This window comes from Polynucleobacter sp. AP-RePozz3-80-G7, from assembly GCF_018882145.1.
In the GTDB taxonomy this organism is placed as follows: domain Bacteria; phylum Pseudomonadota; class Gammaproteobacteria; order Burkholderiales; family Burkholderiaceae; genus Polynucleobacter.
Map to the genome: position 1 here is coordinate 240,530 of NZ_JACVPC010000002.1, position 17,885 is coordinate 258,414.

Below are 17,885 nucleotides of genomic sequence, written 5' to 3' on the forward strand. Positions count from 1 at the left end.
TTTTTAGAGCTATATCGGCCCATAAAGTTAGATATTCGTTGACAAGGCTTAAATAGTCATCTTTTGTTAATATCTCCCATCACATTGTTTTGCCTGATTTTTTAAACAAGGAATATAAATGCCACAGTTTGCCGCGAATCTCACCATGCTTTTTAATGAAGTGCCATTTATGGAGCGTTTTGAAAAAGCGGCGAAGTCTGGATTTCAGGCTGTTGAATTTCTCTTTCCTTATTCTTTCTCTGCTGAAGATATCAAGCAAAATCTGGAGCAAAATAAACTCAAATTAGTTCTCCATAATTTACCTGCAGGTGATTGGGAAGCTGGAGAGCGTGGCATTGCCTGTTTGCCAGATCGTGTTGCAGAATTTCAGGAGGGCGTTGCTAAGGCTATTAATTATGCAAAGGCGCTTGATGTTAAGCAGTTAAATTGTTTGGCTGGAAAAATTCCTGCCGGTGCTGATACAGAGTTATTGCATAAAACATTTATTTCAAACTTACGTTATGCGGCAACTGAACTAAAAAATGCCAATATCAAACTTCTAATAGAGCCAATAAATACTTTCGATATTCCTGGCTTCTATTTATCCAGAACGCAGCAAGCCCTAGATATTCTGAATGAGGTAGGTTCAGATAATTTATTTATTCAGTATGACATCTACCATGCCCAGCGTATGGAAGGTGAGCTCTGCAAAACTATAGAAGCCAATCTTTCTAAAATTGCCCATATTCAATTGGCGGATAATCCTGGCAGAAATGAGCCAGGCACTGGAGAAATTAATTACCCGCATCTATTTCAGTTCATCGATAGCATTGGCTATCAAGGTTGGATTGGCTGCGAATATAAACCATCATCCAATACTGAAGCAGGATTGGGCTGGATTAAAAATTTAAATCAATAACGATACGGAGACATTATGAGTAAGCAATTAAAGCTAGGATTTGTTGGTTTGGGAATAATGGGCGCACCCATGGCGAGCCATTTAATCAATGCAGGCCACGAGGTGTTTATTAATACTCGTAGCAAGGTACCAGAAGGGCTGGCATGTTCATCAGCAGTGCAATGTACTTCACCTCAAGAAGTTGCGAGCAAAGCCGACATTATTTTTATGATGGTCCCAGATACTCCTGATGTTGAGAAGGTGCTATTTGGTGATAACGGAATAGCATCAGGCCTCTCCAAGGGAAAAATTGTTGTTGATATGAGTTCCATATCCCCAATTTCTACCAAAGAGTTTGCTAAGAAAATAAATGCATTGGGCTGCGATTACTTAGATGCTCCAGTTTCTGGCGGTGAGCTTGGTGCAAAAAATGCGACCCTTTCAATCATGGTTGGCGGAGATGAGGCTGTCTTTGATAAGGTGAAGCCAGTATTTGAGTTGATGGGCAAAAATATTAATCTTGTTGGCGGAAATGGAGATGGTCAAACTGCTAAGGTTGCCAATCAAATTATTGTTGCCCTGAATATTGAGGCCGTAGCAGAAGCACTATTGTTCGCTTCAAAAGCTGGTGCAGATCCTGCAAAGGTACGTCAGGCTTTAATGGGCGGTTTTGCAAGCTCCAAGATATTAGAGGTGCACGGCGAAAGAATGGTCAAGCGCACCTTTGATCCCGGTTTCAGAATTGAATTACATCAAAAAGATTTAAACCTTGCCCTCAATAGCGCTAGAGCTTTGGGTGTTTCATTGCCAAATACAGCCACAGCACAGGAATTATTTAATTCATGCGCAGCTCATGGTGGTAAAGCCTGGGATCACTCAGCAATGGTGCGCGCTCTAGAGAAGCTTGCAAACTTTGAAATTGGGCAAAAGGCATAAGCACCCACATGCCTTCAACTTTAGTAGTCTATTTACATGGTTTTCGCTCCTCCCCAAGATCGAGTAAAGCGGTCTTGACGGGGGATGCAATAAAAGCCTTATCCACTGCGAATAATCCAATGGAGTGGTATTGCCCTCAATTGTTAGCTTCACCAAAGGACAGCATGGATATGGTGATACGGCATATTGAAGCATCAGCACATGATCGCTTAGTAGTTATCGGCTCTTCTTTGGGTGGCTACTACACCAACTACTTGGCCGAAAAGTTTGGCTGCAAAGCCGTAGCTCTTAACCCAGCAGTTAGAGCACCGAAAGAGTTGGCGCCGCATGTTGGAATGCTGACCTCATACGACACCAATGAGCCCTACGATTTTCGTCCAGAATACATTGATGAACTAAAGGCGCTACAGGTTGAATCTATTAGCAACCCGTCGCGTTACTTTCTGATCGCCGCAAAAGGTGACGAGCTCCTGGATTGGCAGGAAATGGTTGATTTCTACAGGGGTTCAGAGCAGCTGGTGCTTGATGGGGGTGACCATGGCATTTCAGATTATCCCGACCACTTGCTCAAAGTCTTAAATTTCATTGCTTCATGATGGATTGATTGCTGCTCGCTTCTTCTGTAAGATGATCTAAACAGCTGCTGCTCATTTGCGCTGTCTAGAAAGGAGAGTTTGTGCTGAGCATCTTGAAATTAGACGCAGGTGGAATTCCTCAGGGCTGGGTTAATACAGAAGAAGCCACCAAGCAATATGCGGATAGTAGCGTTTTGTGGACTTTAGGTGACCCCATTTTCCAAATGCGTGGCGGTATTTCAAGATCTACTGGCAAGCAGTCCATTATCGAATTGCACTCCATCATTGCGGTAAAGGGCAGTGCCAAGATCAACCTCTTTGATGTGGTTCCTGTAATTACGAAACATAAGCTGTTCAAGCGTGATCGCGGACTATGTGCTTATTGTGGTGACCCCATACACGAAAATCAAGCTGAAGCCGAGCACATCATACCCAATAGTCGTGGTGGTAAATATAGCTGGATGAACTTAGTCATCTCGTGCAGACCTTGTAATCAACGTAAAGGTAATCGCACTCCAGATCAGGCGGGCATGTCCTTGTTGTATACCCCGTACTTACCCAGTCTTTATGAAGATATGATCCTGAAAGGCCGTAATATATTGGCAGATCAAATGGACTTCCTTGCAGCCAATCTGCCTAAAAATAGCCGCCTTCTAGAAGGTCTAATCTGAGCCCAAGAATAGGGCGGTGTAATTTTTTTCATCCACCCAAGATATATTCCTTCAGAATCATTCTTGCAGCTTTGCTGCTATCTGTATTAGGACATCTCATTCTTTTTTTTGGGCTACCTTTCATCTCTTTTTCTGAACCCGCACCAATCGCAGATGACTTAATCATTAGGACCGAACTAAAAGTAGAACCTCCCAAGAAAATCTATATTACAAAAGCGGTAAAGAAAACCTCAAAGGCAAGTACTGCAACTAATACGATTGAAGGACTAAGTTCAACCACTCAGCAGGGTGGGGATTCCAATCAAGCAGGCGTAGCTTTTAAATTACCCGAGTCAGGCATCATTTATTACGACTCTTATGTGGATGGTCAAAAGTATCAAACCGGCGAGATCGATTGGATAGTTGATGGTAATAACTATCGCCTCTATATCAACATCCCATATGCATTTGTTGGCCCGTTTGTATTTGAATCTCGTGGCTCAGTTGATTCCTATGGAATAGCCCCGATTCTCTATTGGTCACAACGGGGTACAAAACCCCCACGTTATTCGCGCTTTGATCGAAATGACAGTGGGCGAGGGCAGATGTTCTTCTCTGAGAAACCCGAGTTCACCCCGGAAATATTGCCCGGAACCCAAGATCGCTTCAGTTTAATGTTCCAGCTCGCCTCATTATTAAATGGAGATGGCAAATTGGATGAGGCGGGGTCTATTCGACAAATACCGGTGGTTGACTACAACACTCTAGAAATGTGGAGCTTTAAAAGTTATGGCGAGACGACATCAGAAGATATACCCAGTCTTGGCAAGTCCATAAATCGTCATTACGCCTTAATGCAACGAGAAAATGACCCTTATAAGCGCCAGGTAGACATCTGGCTTGCAAAAGACCTTGAGTGGCTACCAGGGCGCATTCGCTCTCAAGAGTCAAGTGGAAGGGTGCTTGAGCTGGTTTTCAAGCAAAAGAACCCTATTGCAACTGTAAATACGCCTTAATTCTAGAAACCAGATCCAGATCTCGGGTTTTGATTATTGTGACCTAGTAGCGCACCCATCATTGTGTACAAGGCAGCGCCTGACATTGATACTGCAAAAATCCCAGAAAAAGAGATGATGATGGGCAGAATGCGCCACTGCTCTGATAATTTGTAATCACCATATCCTACAGTGGTGTACATTTCACCGGCAAAGTAAAAGGTTTGTGGGTTAGTTGGGAATACCTTTAGGGCTACGCAAATGTAGGCCCAGACTACGATTTCAGCTAAATGAATAGCAATAACTAAGAGTATGGCTACAAAATACGACAGAAAGCTTGCTCCAACAATGCGCCGTCTAGTCATGACTTGATCGATAGCATGAAATGCGCCGGCAATACCCAGAACGGCAACTGCATGAACAGCCAGCATCAGGCATGCGCTTACGACAATAACCCAGATCTGACTATTGCCCATATCTGTATTGATCTCGTTGAATAGGGTTGTAAAGCTAGGAAGATCAGTGTTTTGAAAAAGGCTAAGCATGGTCATATTGAGTAGGTTGGATTACAGATATATCTTATTTGACATAATAATGATTATACGCAGATAGGCATATCAGGATTTAGGCTGACCAAGAACCTTAGGCGCCACATAAGGCTGCTTATAAAGCTTCTGCCAGCGTGAACTTAAGCCTTCTGCAATCCATGGCTTCTCGTAAATGAGTGCAATATCAATTGCTGTAAATCCTTGTGAGTTACGTACCTGCAGATCGGCCCCTTTATCTAGCAATAACTTAACCAATGCTTCATTTCCAGACTGAACCGCCATCATTAGAGGCGTTGTATTGCCAGGACTAGGAGCATCAACAATAGCTCCGTTGGCGAGCAAATACTGGGCAACGTCAAGGTGACCCCTTGAACATGCATAATGCAATGGAGTCCACCCTATGTGATTAATTTGAGCGTTTTGTACCTGTATGAGGCTCTTTACAAGGACTAAATTGCCCTCAATAGATGCAATCATGAGTGGTGTTTCGCCGAATTTATTGGAAATATCCACATCAGTAGCCTTATTAGTCACTAGAAACGTGATGACATCCACAGACTTGTCCTTAATTGCTAGATTCAGCATTAATTCACCTTTGGCATCGATTGAATTCGGGCTAACACCTTTAGAAACCAGAGATCTAACGGTAGAAACATCGTTAAATTTAGCTGCTTTAGCGAAATCAGCAATATCAGCATCTGATTGGGCTAAAGCGAAGTTGTTTAGGCTAAATAAAACACCAAGCATGCAGATAATTATCTTAATCTTATTTCTCATGAAAATTTCCTATCTATATGAAAACATTCATAAAAATTACTTGAAGTTTGATTAGCCAGGTCTTCAATGGATACACCTTTGAGATTGGCAATATATTCACCGACTTTAGATACCCATGCAGGCTCATTTGTCTTGCCGCGATATGGGATGGGTGCCAAATAAGGTGAATCTGTCTCAATGAGCATTCTATCCAGGGGCACCTTTTTACAGGTTTCTTGGAGTTCTTTAGCGCTTTTGAAGGTCACAATACCCGAAAAAGAGATAAAAAACCCCATATCCATGGCCGCCTTTGCAACATCGTAGGATTCAGTAAAGCAATGCATCACCCCGCCAATTTGTTGAGCGCCCTCCTCTTTGAGGATTTTGATGGTGTCCTCAGAGGCGGCCCTTGTATGGATGATGAGAGGCTTCTTAGATGCGATGGAAGCTCTGATATGGGTTCTAAACCGCGCTCGTTGCCATTCCATGGACTCATAGCTACGATCTCCCATGCGGTAGTAATCAAGTCCTGTTTCGCCAATTGCCACGATTTTCGGGTGCTTTAAAGCCATCTCAACCAGAAAATCAAAGGTAGGTTCAGGGGTGTCTTCGTAATCAGGATGAACGCCAACAGACGCGAAGAGGTTGGGATGATCTTGCGCCAATTTGAGTACGTTAGGAAAGTCCGGCAAATCAACCGATACACACAAAGCGTGACTCACTTTGGCCAACTGCATATTGCTCAATACTTCCGGCAAACGGGATTGAAATTCCAGGAAATCGAGGTGGCAATGGGAGTCTATGAACATGACTCGTTATTTTAGACTGCTTGGGTTGATTCTATGGGCCAAAAATCTGTTGGTATTGGGAAAGCAAAGCTTCTAACTGGATGCGGTTGGCTAGAGGGTGATTTTCATGGCGACGAGCCTGTAGTAGAGACTTCCATAGCTGGAGCATTCTTTGAACGTTCACTGCTTCTGAAAGACTCTGAAGTGTAGATATGTGCTTTGGGTAATACCGTGGCGCACCACCCTGGGCAACCGACTGCAAATCTGAGATCCATCGTTGCATGCTTGCCAAAAGAAAGCCATATTGAGCCTTGTGTGTCTTCTCGGCTGTATCTAGCCAATTAATTCCCACGCCTTGAGCCATCGATTGCAATAGGTAGCGTGACGCCTGAATTGATATCGTGAGCTCATCCTTCTCATCTTTATTGTGTCTTGCGATCAAAGAGCTCAACACTGAGAATGGCGCTCCGCCCTGCTCATCGTAAATGGTTTCGACATCCCCATCGTTCACTTTTAGGCCGTCAATATTATTCAGCTGGGTTTTTAGCCAAGCTAATCCCTGCTCGCGATCAGGGCGTGGTGCAGTCAGAAGTCGGCAGCGCGATCTAATCGTAGGTAAGACGCGATCAACACGATCGGCCAACAATATAAAAATGGTGTTTGCTGGAGGCTCTTCTAGAGACTTTAATAAAGTGTTAGCGGAGTCTGTGCGCAACATTTCTAACGGATAAATCAATATCACTCGATTGCCACCACGATGTGAGCCAATTGAAAGATTTTCTATGGCATGACGGGTTTCTTCAATGGAGATATTTTTCTTCTCCTTTTTTTCGCTTGAATCGCCGTCATCATCGCGTGCCGCTTTACCTCTTTTGGGTGTTTCGTCACTCTCATAATCAGCGTGAGGTAGGAGCTTTCGATGTGTTTCAGGAACTAAAGCTATAAAGTCCGGATGGTTGCCCGTATCAAACCAGTGGCAGGCCTCGCATTGATTGCAGGGCTTTATAGCTGCATTTGAATTCTCGCAAAGAAGTGCCTTAGCAAGTTCAACAGAGAACGCAAACTTACCGATACCGGACTGGCCGTGCAACAAAATCGCATTGGGGAAGTTGGCAAAATCCAAACTTTCCCATAATGGTTTAAGCCAAGGCGCCATCAGATTATCTTGCTTCACTTAAATCGCAATCTGAATAAGTTTCAGACCGTCCCAAATAGCTTCAGGGGTTTTTGTTGCATCGACTAGATGAAAGCGTGATGAATCATCATTGGCTCTTCTCAAGTATTCCTGACGAACTCTTTCGAAAAAATCTAGATCCATTTTTTCAAATTTATCTGGGGCTCGAACCTTGGAGCGACGAGCCTCCGCAATCTCACCAGGTAAGTCAAAAAGAATTGTTAAGTTGGGTTGCAAAAGTGAACCATCGGGGCGACCCTGAACCCAGCGTTCTAATTCATTTAACTTTACCAAGCTCAAGCCGCGACCACCACCTTGGTAGGCGAAGCTAGCATCTGTAAAGCGATCTGAAATTACAATCTTTCCTGCCGACAGCGCCGGCTCAATAACCTGTGCAATATGTTCACGACGTGCAGCAAACATTAATAAGGCCTCAGTCTCCAAATTCATGGGGGCATCTAAAAGTAGGTTGCGTAATTGCTCGCCCAAACCAGTACCACCAGGTTCACGTGTCATCACCACCTCTTTGTTTGGGTAGCGCTCTTGCATCAAATTTCTAAAGGCGTCGACGTGTGTACTCTTTCCTGCGCCATCGATGCCTTCGAAACTAATGAAATATCCGTTTTGTGCTGATGTCATAGTTAAATGAATTTAGTTGGCGCCCTTTCCAGGCGGAATTTTGCGTTGATACTGGTCTACTGTTGACTCATGCTCTTTTAAGCTTTGAGAAAAGTGACTGCTACCATCGCCCTTTGCCACGAAAAATAAGGCCTCACTTTTAGCAGGATGCGCAGAAGCCAAAATAGACTCTTTGCTGGGCATTGCGATGGGGCTAGGAGGTAAACCTTTATGCATATAGGTATTGTAGGCAGTGTCTTTGCGTAAATCCGCTTTCCGCAAATTTCCATCAAATTTAGTGCCTATTCCGTAGATAACCGTGGGGTCCGTTTGGAGAGGCATTCCTATTTTGAGACGATTTATAAATACAGCGGAAATCATATCCCGATCTCTTGCGCGGCCAGTTTCTTTTTCGATGATAGAAGACAGGATTAAGAGTTCATAGGGTGTTTTTAAGGGAAGCCCAAGCTCTTTTTGCTCCCAAGCTTGGTTTAGTTGCTTTTGCATGGCTTGTGCGGCTCTACGATATATATTTAAATCCGGTTCATCTGGGTCAAATATATAGGTATCAGGAAGAAATAGTCCTTCGTCGCTGGGATAGCTAAGATTGAGGGATTGCAACAAGTCCTTGTTGCTCATTCCCTTGGTTTGGTGGATAAGAGCCGGGTGCATATCGATGATGCCCCGCAGTTGCCAAATAGTCATGCCCGGAATAATCGCAATACTTTCCCTCACTCGATCGCCGCGTGCAATTTGCAGCAACACTTTACCGAGACTTCCTCCCACTGGGAGCATATAAGTGCCTGGCTTTAGTTTTGATCCTACGAAAAGACTTCTAGCTCCTACCTGGATAGTGAATTTATTGATCGATAAGCCTTGTTCACCCAACTGATCGGCAATGCTAGAAAGGCTCGAATTCGGATTAATCTTCACTTTATAAACAGGCGCGCTATCAACATTGGGAGTGTTGGGCACCACTGGCAGTAAAAAAATACCGCCATAAATTAGACCTAGCAAGATTGACAAAATGGTCAACCAATACTTTAGACCTCGATCTTTTGACTTTTTCTTAATAAATAGAGATCTGCTCTGAATTTTTCTGCTCATCAGGCTATGATAAAAGGGTCATGATAAATACCCCCAAAATTGAGCAAAACTGGCTAAATAACCCTACTTCCCTGCCCTGCAATTTGCCGCAGTGGGGGTTAATCCTGGTTGAGGGCTCAGATGCTGCAAGTTTTTTACAAAATCAATTAACAAATTCAGTATTGGGACTAAACCGCACCCTTCCCGGACAAATGGCCCAAAATTTTTCAGGTGTCCGCCTAGTAGGTTATTGCAGCCCTAAAGGGAGGTTGCTTGCAAGCGCATGGCTTGGATTGTTTCCATCTGGTGAGAATGCCGAAGATCGCTTTGCTTTATTTATTTCGAAGGATATTGCTGCAAGTACAGCAAAACGTTTATCCATGTTTGTACTGCGCTCAAAGGTCAAAGTTACCGATGTATCTGAGGATTGGATTATTTCTGGACTGCATTGTTCTGAGGAACAGATTGTCGAGTTTAGGCTTGATCCTAGCGCTATAGCTTTACGTATGCCCGATGTTTTGGCAAATAATCAATCGGTTGCCCGTCTTTTATTTGCAATGCCCGTTGATAAGCAATCAAGTGCACGCGACTCTAATGAAATGCTTCAAACATGGAATGAGCTTGAGGTCTTAAGTGCCATTCCTAGAATTGTTCAAGCAACTCAGGAGCAATTTGTACCCCAAATGATTAATTTTGAATCTGTTGCCGGCGTTGATTTTAAAAAAGGGTGTTATCCAGGCCAAGAAATCGTTGCTCGCAGTCAATATCGCGGCGCCATCAAGCGTCGACTACAAATTGCCCGTATAGATATCAGTAGCTCAGATGAAAACCTACCCATGCCGGGCGTTGAACTTTTCCACTCCAATGACCCCTCCCAGCCAGCAGGAATGGTAGTTTTATCTGCACATTCCCCAGGGTATGGTGACCGCATTGACCTTCAGGTCGAGTGCAAGTTAGAGGCGCTTGAAAATGGGGAAATTCATCTTGGTGGCCCTGAGGGACCTGTGTTAAAAATAGATTTATTGCCCTACCCTTTGCTCGAAATTTAATACCCCTTATGTGCCTTATTCTCTTCGCTTGGAATTCTCACCCAGAATATTCACTGGTGGTAGCGGCGAACCGTGATGAGTTTTACGAACGCAATACCGATGGTGTTTCTTGGTGGTCTGAACATCCTCATGTTTTGGCAGGCAGAGATCGGGCTGATGTATTGGGTAATCCCGGCACCTGGCTTGGATTTACCAAAACCGGAAAATTTGCAGCCTTAACAAATGTTCGAGCGCCTAGCGAAAAAAATCCTGATTCTAGAACGCGTGGTGAACTGTCTTTGATGTACCTCACCGGTAATGAGCGCCCCTCGGAATTTATCCAAGGAAATGCAAAGCGTTTTCAGCAATACAACGGCTTTAATCTTTTGATGGCGGATTTAAGTGATCCAGCCAATGCCGAAATGCATTGGGTCAGCAATCGTATGATGATTGGGCAAAGTATTCGTCCGCGGAAAGTTTTTCCACAACAAACGTTAGAGCCAGGAGTTTATGGTTTGTCTAATGCCATGCTTGATACTCCGTGGCCAAAAGTAAATCACCGTGTAGCTGCATTTGCTCAGGCATTGGCTATGGATCAAGGGCAACTTAAAAATGCAGATCCGTATTTAAAGCTATTAGCAGACACGCACCACGCTAGTGATAACGAACTTCCTAACACGGGGGTTAGTCGTGAATGGGAGAAGGCACTATCTCCCGCGTTTATTAAAACCCCCACCTATGGAACGCGTTCAAGTACAGTTTTGAGGGTACGGAAAGACGGTCAGTTTGAGATGGTGGAGCGTCGCTTTGACGCTTCAGGAACTGTAGGTCATGACGTTGTTACGGGCGTCCTTAGCTCTGCATCAGATTCAAATTTATCTGTTTAGCATTACTCAAAGCGACCATCATCGTTTATAACTCGATCGCCATCTGCATTACGAGCTACTAAGCGCTTCAGGTACTTGAAAGTACCGGTAGACATGCAGCAAATTTCACCTTGATCGTTATAAAGCTTGGCTTCGCAAAAAGCCATCGTTGCAGTTCTGCGAACGGTATCAGCCTTAACTCTTAATACACCAGTAGCGGCTTGCATGAAATTATTCTTCATCTCAATGGTTACCACACTACGATCACCAGGATCTCCAGAACGTGCAGCAACAGCCATAGCTACATCCATTAGCGTTAACAAAACGCCTCCATGTGCTACTTCCCAGGTGTTGTTGTGCTCGGGTTTGAGGGCTAGCAAAATCTCCCCTTTGCCCATTTCAGCGCTTAAGCAACGAACACCCAAAAGCTTTAAAAAGGGCACATTCAACTCTTCGCCTAAATTAGCTAATTGTGCTTGTGGATTCATTTGGACTTGTTTATTCATAGATTAATTTTAGAGCCATGCACGTGATTTAGTAAATCCACCTAGAATACCTCCATGGCCTTTACTTTAAGCGGCAATGATGCCTGCCAAGCAACCCTCCCCACCCCGATACCCAATCCCTACTGGGTCGCATTTTCACCCTCTTCCGCCAAATTGGTGGGTATCGACCTGGACGAAAATCATCTGCCCGTAGATAAAACATGGCTAGAGGTATTGTCTGGTAACGGTTTAAATACAGCCAACCATCAATTTCCAAATCCTATGGCAACAGCCTATAGCGGACATCAATTTGGGGTATGGGCTGGTCAACTGGGTGATGGACGCGCAATATTGTTAGGCGATATTGCTAGCCAAGAATTACAGCTTAAAGGGGCTGGGATAACGCGATTCTCCCGCATGGGTGATGGTCGTGCTGTACTGCGCTCGTCTATAAGGGAATTCTTATGCAGCGAGTCAATGCATGCTCTGGGCATTCCAACTACGAGAGCGCTTTCAATTGTTGGCTCAGATATGCCCGTCAGAAGAGAAACTTTAGAGACTGCAGCGGTTTGTGCTCGCTTAGCACCAAGCTTTATTCGGGTTGGCCACTTTGAGCATTACGCTTCACTGCAAAACCATGCAAGGTTAAAAGAGCTCGCAGATTACCTCATAGAAATACATTACCCAGAATCCCTACAGACTGATGAGCCTTACTTGGAATTATTTAAAAGAATTTGCGCACGCAACGCTAATTTAGTCGCTCAATGGCAGGCTGTGGGCTTTTGTCATGGGGTTCTCAATAGTGACAATATTAGCGTGCTTGGATTGACTATTGACTATGGCCCTTTTGGATTTTTAGACCAGTTTCAGATCGACCATATTTGCAACCATAGCGATCAAGGTGGTCGTTATGCCTACCATCGTCAACCACAAATCATGCATTGGAATATGGCATGCTTGGCCAGCGCCATGATTCCACTACTTGAGCTCCGCCACGGTGAAAAAGAAGCCCAAGATCTACTGCGTTCAGCCCTTGAAGAGTTCCCAAATACTTATGCGAGAGCTTGGCAATCGTTGTTTCGTAATAAATTGGGATTTAGTACGGAGCAAGATGGGGACGTCGCCCTGATTGAACGGTTATTGCAGGCAATGCATGATTCGAAGGTGGATTTCACGAACTTCTTTCGCAACCTTGGAAAGCTCAAGTCAAAACTGCCTATTTCGCAGATTTCCTTAAGAGATGATTTTATTGACCGTGATGCAATTGATCTTTGGTTCGTTGATTATTTAGCTCGCTTACAGAGTGAATCCAGCAATGATTCAGAGCGACACCTAGCAATGAATCGAGTAAACCCAAAATACATCCTGCGAAATCATCTTGCCCAGTTCGCCATTGAACAGGCGCAGAAAAAAGACTTTTCTGAGGTATCAAAGCTTCTTAAGATTTTAAGCAACCCGTTTGATGATCAGCCAGAATTTGCTTCTTACTCGCTAGCTCCGCCACCAGATATGGATATGGTCGAAGTAAGCTGCTCCTCATAGGTGTTTAATAAGAAAATCATATTATTGGAGTCAAAATGACAAAAACAGATAAAGAATATAAGCAATCATTAAGTGATATAGAGTACCGCGTCACTCGAGAAGCGGCAACCGAGCGGCCTTTTACTGGCAAATACTGGGATCACTGGGACAAAGGTCGCTATCAGTGCGTTTGCTGCGGTACGCCACTCTTTTTATCAGAGACCAAGTTCGACGCTGGTTGTGGTTGGCCAAGCTATAACGCACCAGAAGTTGCATCCTCTATTAAGGAAATTCGAGATACTACTCATGGCATGATTCGTACCGAAGTCCGTTGCGCAAATTGCGATGCGCATTTAGGCCATGTATTTGAGGATGGCCCTATGCCAACCGGTTTGCGCTACTGTATTAACTCTGCATCCTTGAGTTTTGAGCCAGGCACTAACGCTATACCTGCAAAAACAGATGAATAAATTAAATAGCTGGATAATCACTTTATGAAATTTTTATTCGACCTATTCCCTATCATTCTCTTCTTTGTCGCATTTAAGCTGGGTGATATATACACAGCGACTATCGTAGCTATGGTTGCCACTATCGGACAGATTCTTTGGGTCTATTACCGCCATCGCAAGATCGATGCCATGCAATGGATAAGTCTTGTCATGATTGTTGTGTTTGGCAGCCTCACAATCTTCTTGCATGACAAAACATTTATTCAATTAAAGCCGACAGCGCTTTACTGGCTCTTTTCAGGCGCCCTATTTATCAGTACTCAGTTTTTTCAAAAGAATTGGATACAAGTATTAATGGGAAAGCAGGTAACGCTCAAAGCAGCATCAGCGCATTCAGTTTGGCGTAGCCTCAATGTGGCTTGGGCTATATTCTTTTTCTTCATGGGCGCACTCAATCTGTATGTTGCTTTTGAGTACTCAGAAGAAACTTGGGTTAACTTTAAATTATTCGGCAGTACTGGCCTCTTATTAATTTTTGTCATTCTTCAAGGAGTTTGGCTCTCCAAGCACATGGAGCACCCAAGCGAATGAGCATCAATCAACAACGGATTGCCGCTTTCGATGAAGATCTACGGAAAGGTTTTCAGGTTCAAGCCTTAAAGATTGAAGATGAAAGTCATCTTCATGCTGGCCATGCAGGCGCAGCTAGTGGCGGCGGTCACTTTCGACTTGAAATCATCGCCTCAGAGTTTAAAGGTTTGAACCTAGTGGCTCGTCATAGAGCTGTTTATGCTGCCTTGAATCGCCATATTCCCAAGGAAATTCATGCCCTAACCATTACCGCCCTAGCCCCAGACGAAGTTGCTGTCTAGGGCTACTTTAGAATGGCTCTATTCCCTTTTAATTAATTATTAAAACCATGATCAATAAACGTCAAATACTCTCAATCGGCCTTCTTGGAGCCACTCTTTTATCTGCAAATGCTATCGCACAGAATGCCGTCATCGTGAATGGCAAGGCAATTCCTAAAGTGCAATTAGATAAGCTAGTTCAACGTTCAGGACAGCCCGATAATCCTCAGGTACGCGATCAAGCTCGTGAGATGTTGGTCACCCGTGAATTGGTACTGCAAGAAGCTGACAAGCGCGGGGTCATTCAGAATGAAATGGTACGTGAGCAATTAGAGCAAGCGCGTATAGGGGTTTTAGTAGCTGCCGTATTTGAGGATTATGTTGAAAAAGAAGGTGTTGCAGAAGCCGATCTGAAAGCCGCTTATGAATCTGCAAAGGCGCAATACAGTGGCAAGGAATATCAGGTAGAACATATCTTGGTAGAAAAAGAAGCCGATGCCAAGGCAATTACTGCACAGCTTAAGGCGGGCGCTAATTTCGAAGATATCGCTAAAGCAAAGTCACTGGACCCGGGCTCCGCTAAAAATGGCGGCGATCTTGGCTGGGTTAGCGATAAAGCATTAGTACCAGAGTTTTCTAAAGCAATGGTGCAGCTCAAAAATGGGCAAATCACTGATAAGCCTGTGAAATCACAGTTTGGTTGGCACATCATTAAGGTGATGGACTCTCGTGATATTCAAGCCCCAAGCTTTGAAGAAATGAAGGCTCAATTGAAGCAGATGATCATCTCTGATAAGAATTGGCAAAAGGCGAAGTTCTCAGAAATGATGCAAAAACTACGCGCTAAGGCAAAGATTCAATAAAAAGCTGGTAGCTCTATCTAGCGGGGTAATGTCGCGGTCTGAGTTTTTGGATCGCCATACCCGCCAGTCCGCAAGCAAATGCGGACATTACAAATACATCTCTAGGTTGAGATGTCTCCCATATCCAACCAGCACATAACCCCCCGAGCGTTCCGCCAAGACCGTATGAGATGGTAGCCATCAAAGCTTGACCTCTAGCCTGTACCGGGCCCGTGAACCAACGTTGCAAAAGTTTTGTAGCGGCACTATGGTGCGCAGCAAAAGTGCCAGCATGCATTAATTGCGCCAATATCAAAACGGAAGTGATTGGCAGGAAGGCTATTAAAGCAAATCTGACTACTCCAATTCCAAAGGCGGCCTGCAATATCACCTCGGCATCTAACCGACTCAATACCTTGCTTTGAAAGTAAAAGAAAATGACTTCAGCGAAAACTCCTAGAGCCCAAAACAGGCCAATCTGAAATTTGTTGTACCCAAGGTTTGAGAGATAAAGAGAGTAAAAAACATATAAAGCAGCGTGGGCAAAGATCATAAAAAATCCAGACACTAGAAACCACCGAACATCTGGATTAAAAAGCACAACCAATAACTCCCCTTTCACCATTTTGCGACGCTCCATCTTGGGCTCGTGTAGACAAAAAGTAATAAGAGCTAGGGCAATTAAAACAACGGTGCCCACAATGGGATAAAGCCCAATGCTTTTGCGCTGGAATAGCTCTCCTGCAGCAAGAACCATGGCAATAAAGCCGATAGACCCCCAGAGACGCAAGCGTCCGTAACGCTTATCAAAGGAATTATCTTTGTATAAGGCATGAATAGTGGCTGACTCACCAAGCGGCATCAAACTACTCAAAATGGTGTGCAACACAAACATCCAAATAAAAAATCCGATGTAGCTATGCAAGAAATAAATGCATAAGAAAACTACCGCTGCAAGACATGCACAGAATCGAATAATGCTAATCCGATTAGAAAGGTAGTCCGATAACCAACCCCAAGAAAAAGGGCCAACAATGCGGGTGATCTGCAACATAGACATCAATGCAGCAATCTCTATAACACTAAAGCCCCGTTCTAAAAAGAACAGGCTAGCGTATGGAGAAACTAACCCAACATAAGCGAAATATAAAAAGAAAAAGGACCCGAAGGCCCAGCGTAGCGAAGGCGTCATCGATTAAGCCAATTAATTGCGAAATGAGCCTGGTTGAGAGGCTGGAATAGACGCAGCATCTGGTACATCAGCGCATTGAGCGCGATGGCGTAGAGCATGATCCATTAATACTAGCGCTAACATTGCTTCAGCAATCGGTGTTGCACGAATACCAACGCAAGGGTCATGCCTGCCTTTGGTTTGAACTGTAATCGGCTTTCCATCTAAATCGACAGACTGCTTCGGGCTCATGATGCTCGAAGTTGGTTTGATTGCGATAGAAACACGCAGATCTTGACCGCTACTAATGCCGCCCAAAGTACCGCCAGAGTTATTGCTTGCAAAGCCATCGGGATGAAGCTCATCTCCATGCTCGCTACCGCGCTGAACTACCGACTTAAAGCCAGCGCCAATCTCAACACCTTTAACGGCGTTGATACCCATCATGGCATGCGCAATATCTGCATCCAACTTATCGAATAAAGGCTCACCCAAGCCAACAGGAACATTACGAGCCCTTACCTCGATACGTGCCCCACAAGAATCCCCTGCTTTACGTAACTCATCCATATAGCCTTCAAGCTGAGGGATGATTTCAGAATTAGCGGCAAAGAATGGATTCCGGTCAATCTGAGCGGCATCTTTAAATGGAATTTCAAGTTCGCCCAATTGACTCATATAGCCATAAAACTCAGTGCCATATTTCTCATGAAGCCATTTTTTGGCGATCGCAGCGGCAGCAACAACTGGCGCCGTTAAGCGAGCGGATGAGCGACCGCCACCACGGGGGTCACGAATGCCATATTTATTTTGATACGCATAATCAGCATGACCAGGTCTAAAGGTCTGCAAGATATCACCATAATCCTGGCTGCGTTGGTCTGTATTACGGATTAATAGCGCAATAGGGGTGCCTGTTGTTTTGCCCTCAAACACACCGGAAAGGATCTCAACTTTGTCCTCTTCTTTGCGCTGCGTAACGTGACGAGATGTACCTGGTTTGCGACGATCTAAGTCCAACTGAATGTCAGCTTCTGAAAGATTCATACCTGGCGGGCAACCATCAACCACCGCCCCGATTGCGGGACCGTGGGATTCACCAAAAGTGGTAACAGTAAAAAGTAGGCCTAAAGTATTTCCTGACATATCGACATTATGTCATTTGTCGGAAAATGATGGCTAGAACGACTTAGGAAGCTGCTTTTTCAGTATCTTCCGGCCAATCACGAATATAGGCCTTGAGCATCGTATTTTCGAAGTCCTGGGCTTCCACCACCGATTTTGCTACGTCGTAGAAAGAAATAACGCCCATCAACATCTTTTGATCGACTACTGGCAAATAGCGCGCATGGTCTACCAGCATCATGCGCCGAACCTCATCAATCTCGGTTTCCATATTGCAGGTCAAAGGTGTTTGATTCATCACAGTATTTACTTGAAGACCTTCAAGCTTGCCTTGATGTTTAGCTAAAGCGGCAATAACTTCACGGAAGGTCAGAATGCCAACCAGTTTGTCATACTCCATGACCACCAATGAACCAATGTCGTGCTCACTCATTACTAGCACTGCAGTTTGCAGCGCCGTATCAGGGGCTACTGTAAAAAGGGTGCTTCCCTTGACGCGTAATATGTCACGAACTTTCATTTGGTCTCCGAAAACAATGTA

22 protein-coding genes are annotated in these 17,885 nt (G+C 44.4%); 12 read left to right on the forward strand and 10 right to left on the reverse strand.

The features are described from left to right. Window positions 1-118: 118 nt before the first annotated feature. The 5 genes from hyi to ICE90_RS06600 all read left to right on the forward strand — a co-directional run bounded on the left by hyi (window position 119) and on the right by ICE90_RS06600 (window position 4,054). Entirely contained in the window at window positions 119-898 is a 780-nt protein-coding gene (gene hyi, locus ICE90_RS06580; RefSeq protein ID WP_216191605.1) for a hydroxypyruvate isomerase, read from the forward strand. Between the two features lie 15 nt (window positions 899-913). Continuing rightward, window positions 914-1,813, forward strand: a complete 900-nt coding sequence (glxR, locus tag ICE90_RS06585; protein WP_216860943.1) for a 2-hydroxy-3-oxopropionate reductase — start codon at window positions 914-916, stop codon at window positions 1,811-1,813. A gap of 8 nt (window positions 1,814-1,821) precedes the next feature. Further along, window positions 1,822-2,409, forward strand: coding sequence for a YqiA/YcfP family alpha/beta fold hydrolase (locus tag ICE90_RS06590; protein WP_216191612.1), 588 nt, complete (start codon window positions 1,822-1,824; stop codon window positions 2,407-2,409). Window positions 2,410-2,489: 80 nt separating this feature from the next. After that, window positions 2,490-3,059 (forward strand): HNH endonuclease, encoded by a 570-nt coding sequence (locus ICE90_RS06595; protein ID WP_370623828.1) that lies wholly within the window; start codon window positions 2,490-2,492, stop codon window positions 3,057-3,059. Between the two features lie 71 nt (window positions 3,060-3,130). Continuing rightward, window positions 3,131-4,054 carry a DUF3108 domain-containing protein gene (locus ICE90_RS06600; RefSeq protein ID WP_255533319.1) on the forward strand — a complete coding sequence of 308 codons (924 nt, stop codon included), beginning with the start codon at window positions 3,131-3,133 and terminating at the stop codon, window positions 4,052-4,054. 2 nt (window positions 4,055-4,056) lie between these two features. Here the strand turns inward: ICE90_RS06600 and ICE90_RS06605 are convergent, their stop codons facing one another. From ICE90_RS06605 to mltG, 6 genes are all read right to left on the reverse strand, one after another. Continuing rightward, window positions 4,057-4,584: an ion channel gene (locus ICE90_RS06605; protein WP_255533320.1), complete on the reverse strand. Its 528-nt coding sequence runs from the start codon at window positions 4,582-4,584 to the stop codon at window positions 4,057-4,059. A 66-nt stretch (window positions 4,585-4,650) separates the two neighbouring features. Continuing rightward, window positions 4,651-5,358, reverse strand: a complete 708-nt coding sequence (locus ICE90_RS06610) for an ankyrin repeat domain-containing protein (RefSeq protein WP_216191613.1) — start codon at window positions 5,356-5,358, stop codon at window positions 4,651-4,653. Further along, window positions 5,355-6,146: a TatD family hydrolase gene (locus ICE90_RS06615; RefSeq protein ID WP_216191614.1), complete on the reverse strand. Its 792-nt coding sequence runs from the start codon at window positions 6,144-6,146 to the stop codon at window positions 5,355-5,357. The genes ICE90_RS06610 and ICE90_RS06615 overlap by 4 nt, the downstream gene beginning before the upstream one ends. Window positions 6,147-6,177: 31 nt before the next feature. Beyond that, window positions 6,178-7,299 carry a DNA polymerase III subunit delta' gene (locus tag ICE90_RS06620; RefSeq protein ID WP_216191615.1) on the reverse strand — a complete coding sequence of 374 codons (1,122 nt, stop codon included), beginning with the start codon at window positions 7,297-7,299 and terminating at the stop codon, window positions 6,178-6,180. Further along, complete coding sequence (gene tmk / locus ICE90_RS06625; protein WP_216156491.1) at window positions 7,300-7,938, reverse strand: dTMP kinase; 639 nt, start codon at window positions 7,936-7,938, stop codon at window positions 7,300-7,302. A gap of 12 nt (window positions 7,939-7,950) precedes the next feature. Beyond that, window positions 7,951-9,024 carry an endolytic transglycosylase MltG gene (gene mltG, locus ICE90_RS06630; protein ID WP_216191617.1) on the reverse strand — a complete coding sequence of 358 codons (1,074 nt, stop codon included), beginning with the start codon at window positions 9,022-9,024 and terminating at the stop codon, window positions 7,951-7,953. Between the two features lie 191 nt (window positions 9,025-9,215). Between mltG and ICE90_RS06635 the strand changes: the two genes are divergently transcribed. Continuing rightward, a complete protein-coding gene (locus tag ICE90_RS06635; RefSeq protein WP_255533321.1) occupies window positions 9,216-10,052 on the forward strand; it encodes a folate-binding protein YgfZ in 837 nt (278 codons plus the stop codon). Window positions 10,053-10,060: 8 nt separating this feature from the next. Next, on the forward strand, window positions 10,061-10,918 hold the full coding sequence (locus tag ICE90_RS06640) for an NRDE family protein (RefSeq protein ID WP_216191621.1): 858 nt from the start codon (window positions 10,061-10,063) through the stop codon (window positions 10,916-10,918). A gap of 2 nt (window positions 10,919-10,920) precedes the next feature. On the opposite strand, the gene ICE90_RS06645 is transcribed toward ICE90_RS06640, so the two are convergent. Continuing rightward, window positions 10,921-11,403 (reverse strand): PaaI family thioesterase, encoded by a 483-nt coding sequence (locus tag ICE90_RS06645; protein WP_215322200.1) that lies wholly within the window; start codon window positions 11,401-11,403, stop codon window positions 10,921-10,923. 54 nt (window positions 11,404-11,457) lie between these two features. On the opposite strand from ICE90_RS06645, the gene ICE90_RS06650 reads away from it, so the two are divergent. From ICE90_RS06650 to ICE90_RS06670, 5 genes are read left to right on the forward strand one after another with little or no spacing between them, the layout of a single operon-like run. Then, on the forward strand, window positions 11,458-12,924 hold the full coding sequence (locus ICE90_RS06650; RefSeq protein WP_216191623.1) for a YdiU family protein: 1,467 nt from the start codon (window positions 11,458-11,460) through the stop codon (window positions 12,922-12,924). A gap of 35 nt (window positions 12,925-12,959) precedes the next feature. Then, window positions 12,960-13,373 carry a peptide-methionine (R)-S-oxide reductase MsrB gene (gene msrB, locus ICE90_RS06655; RefSeq protein ID WP_215322204.1) on the forward strand — a complete coding sequence of 138 codons (414 nt, stop codon included), beginning with the start codon at window positions 12,960-12,962 and terminating at the stop codon, window positions 13,371-13,373. Window positions 13,374-13,397: 24 nt separating this feature from the next. Continuing rightward, window positions 13,398-13,946: a septation protein A gene (locus tag ICE90_RS06660; protein ID WP_216191625.1), complete on the forward strand. Its 549-nt coding sequence runs from the start codon at window positions 13,398-13,400 to the stop codon at window positions 13,944-13,946. Next, entirely contained in the window at window positions 13,943-14,227 is a 285-nt protein-coding gene (locus tag ICE90_RS06665; RefSeq protein WP_216191627.1) for a BolA family transcriptional regulator, read from the forward strand. Before ICE90_RS06660 ends, ICE90_RS06665 begins: the two co-directional genes overlap by 4 nt. Window positions 14,228-14,274: 47 nt before the next feature. Continuing rightward, complete coding sequence (locus tag ICE90_RS06670; RefSeq protein ID WP_216191629.1) at window positions 14,275-15,069, forward strand: peptidylprolyl isomerase; 795 nt, start codon at window positions 14,275-14,277, stop codon at window positions 15,067-15,069. 13 nt (window positions 15,070-15,082) lie between these two features. Here ICE90_RS06670 and ICE90_RS06675 read toward each other — a convergent pair whose 3' ends face one another. From ICE90_RS06675 to ICE90_RS06685, 3 genes are read right to left on the reverse strand one after another with little or no spacing between them, the layout of a single operon-like run. After that, entirely contained in the window at window positions 15,083-16,240 is a 1,158-nt protein-coding gene (locus ICE90_RS06675; RefSeq protein WP_216191631.1) for an MFS transporter, read from the reverse strand. Window positions 16,241-16,252: 12 nt separating this feature from the next. Then, window positions 16,253-17,365 (reverse strand): chorismate synthase, encoded by a 1,113-nt coding sequence (aroC, locus tag ICE90_RS06680; protein WP_216191633.1) that lies wholly within the window; start codon window positions 17,363-17,365, stop codon window positions 16,253-16,255. 43 nt (window positions 17,366-17,408) lie between these two features. Then, window positions 17,409-17,864 (reverse strand): CBS domain-containing protein, encoded by a 456-nt coding sequence (locus ICE90_RS06685; protein WP_216191635.1) that lies wholly within the window; start codon window positions 17,862-17,864, stop codon window positions 17,409-17,411. Window positions 17,865-17,885: the final 21 nt, after the last annotated feature.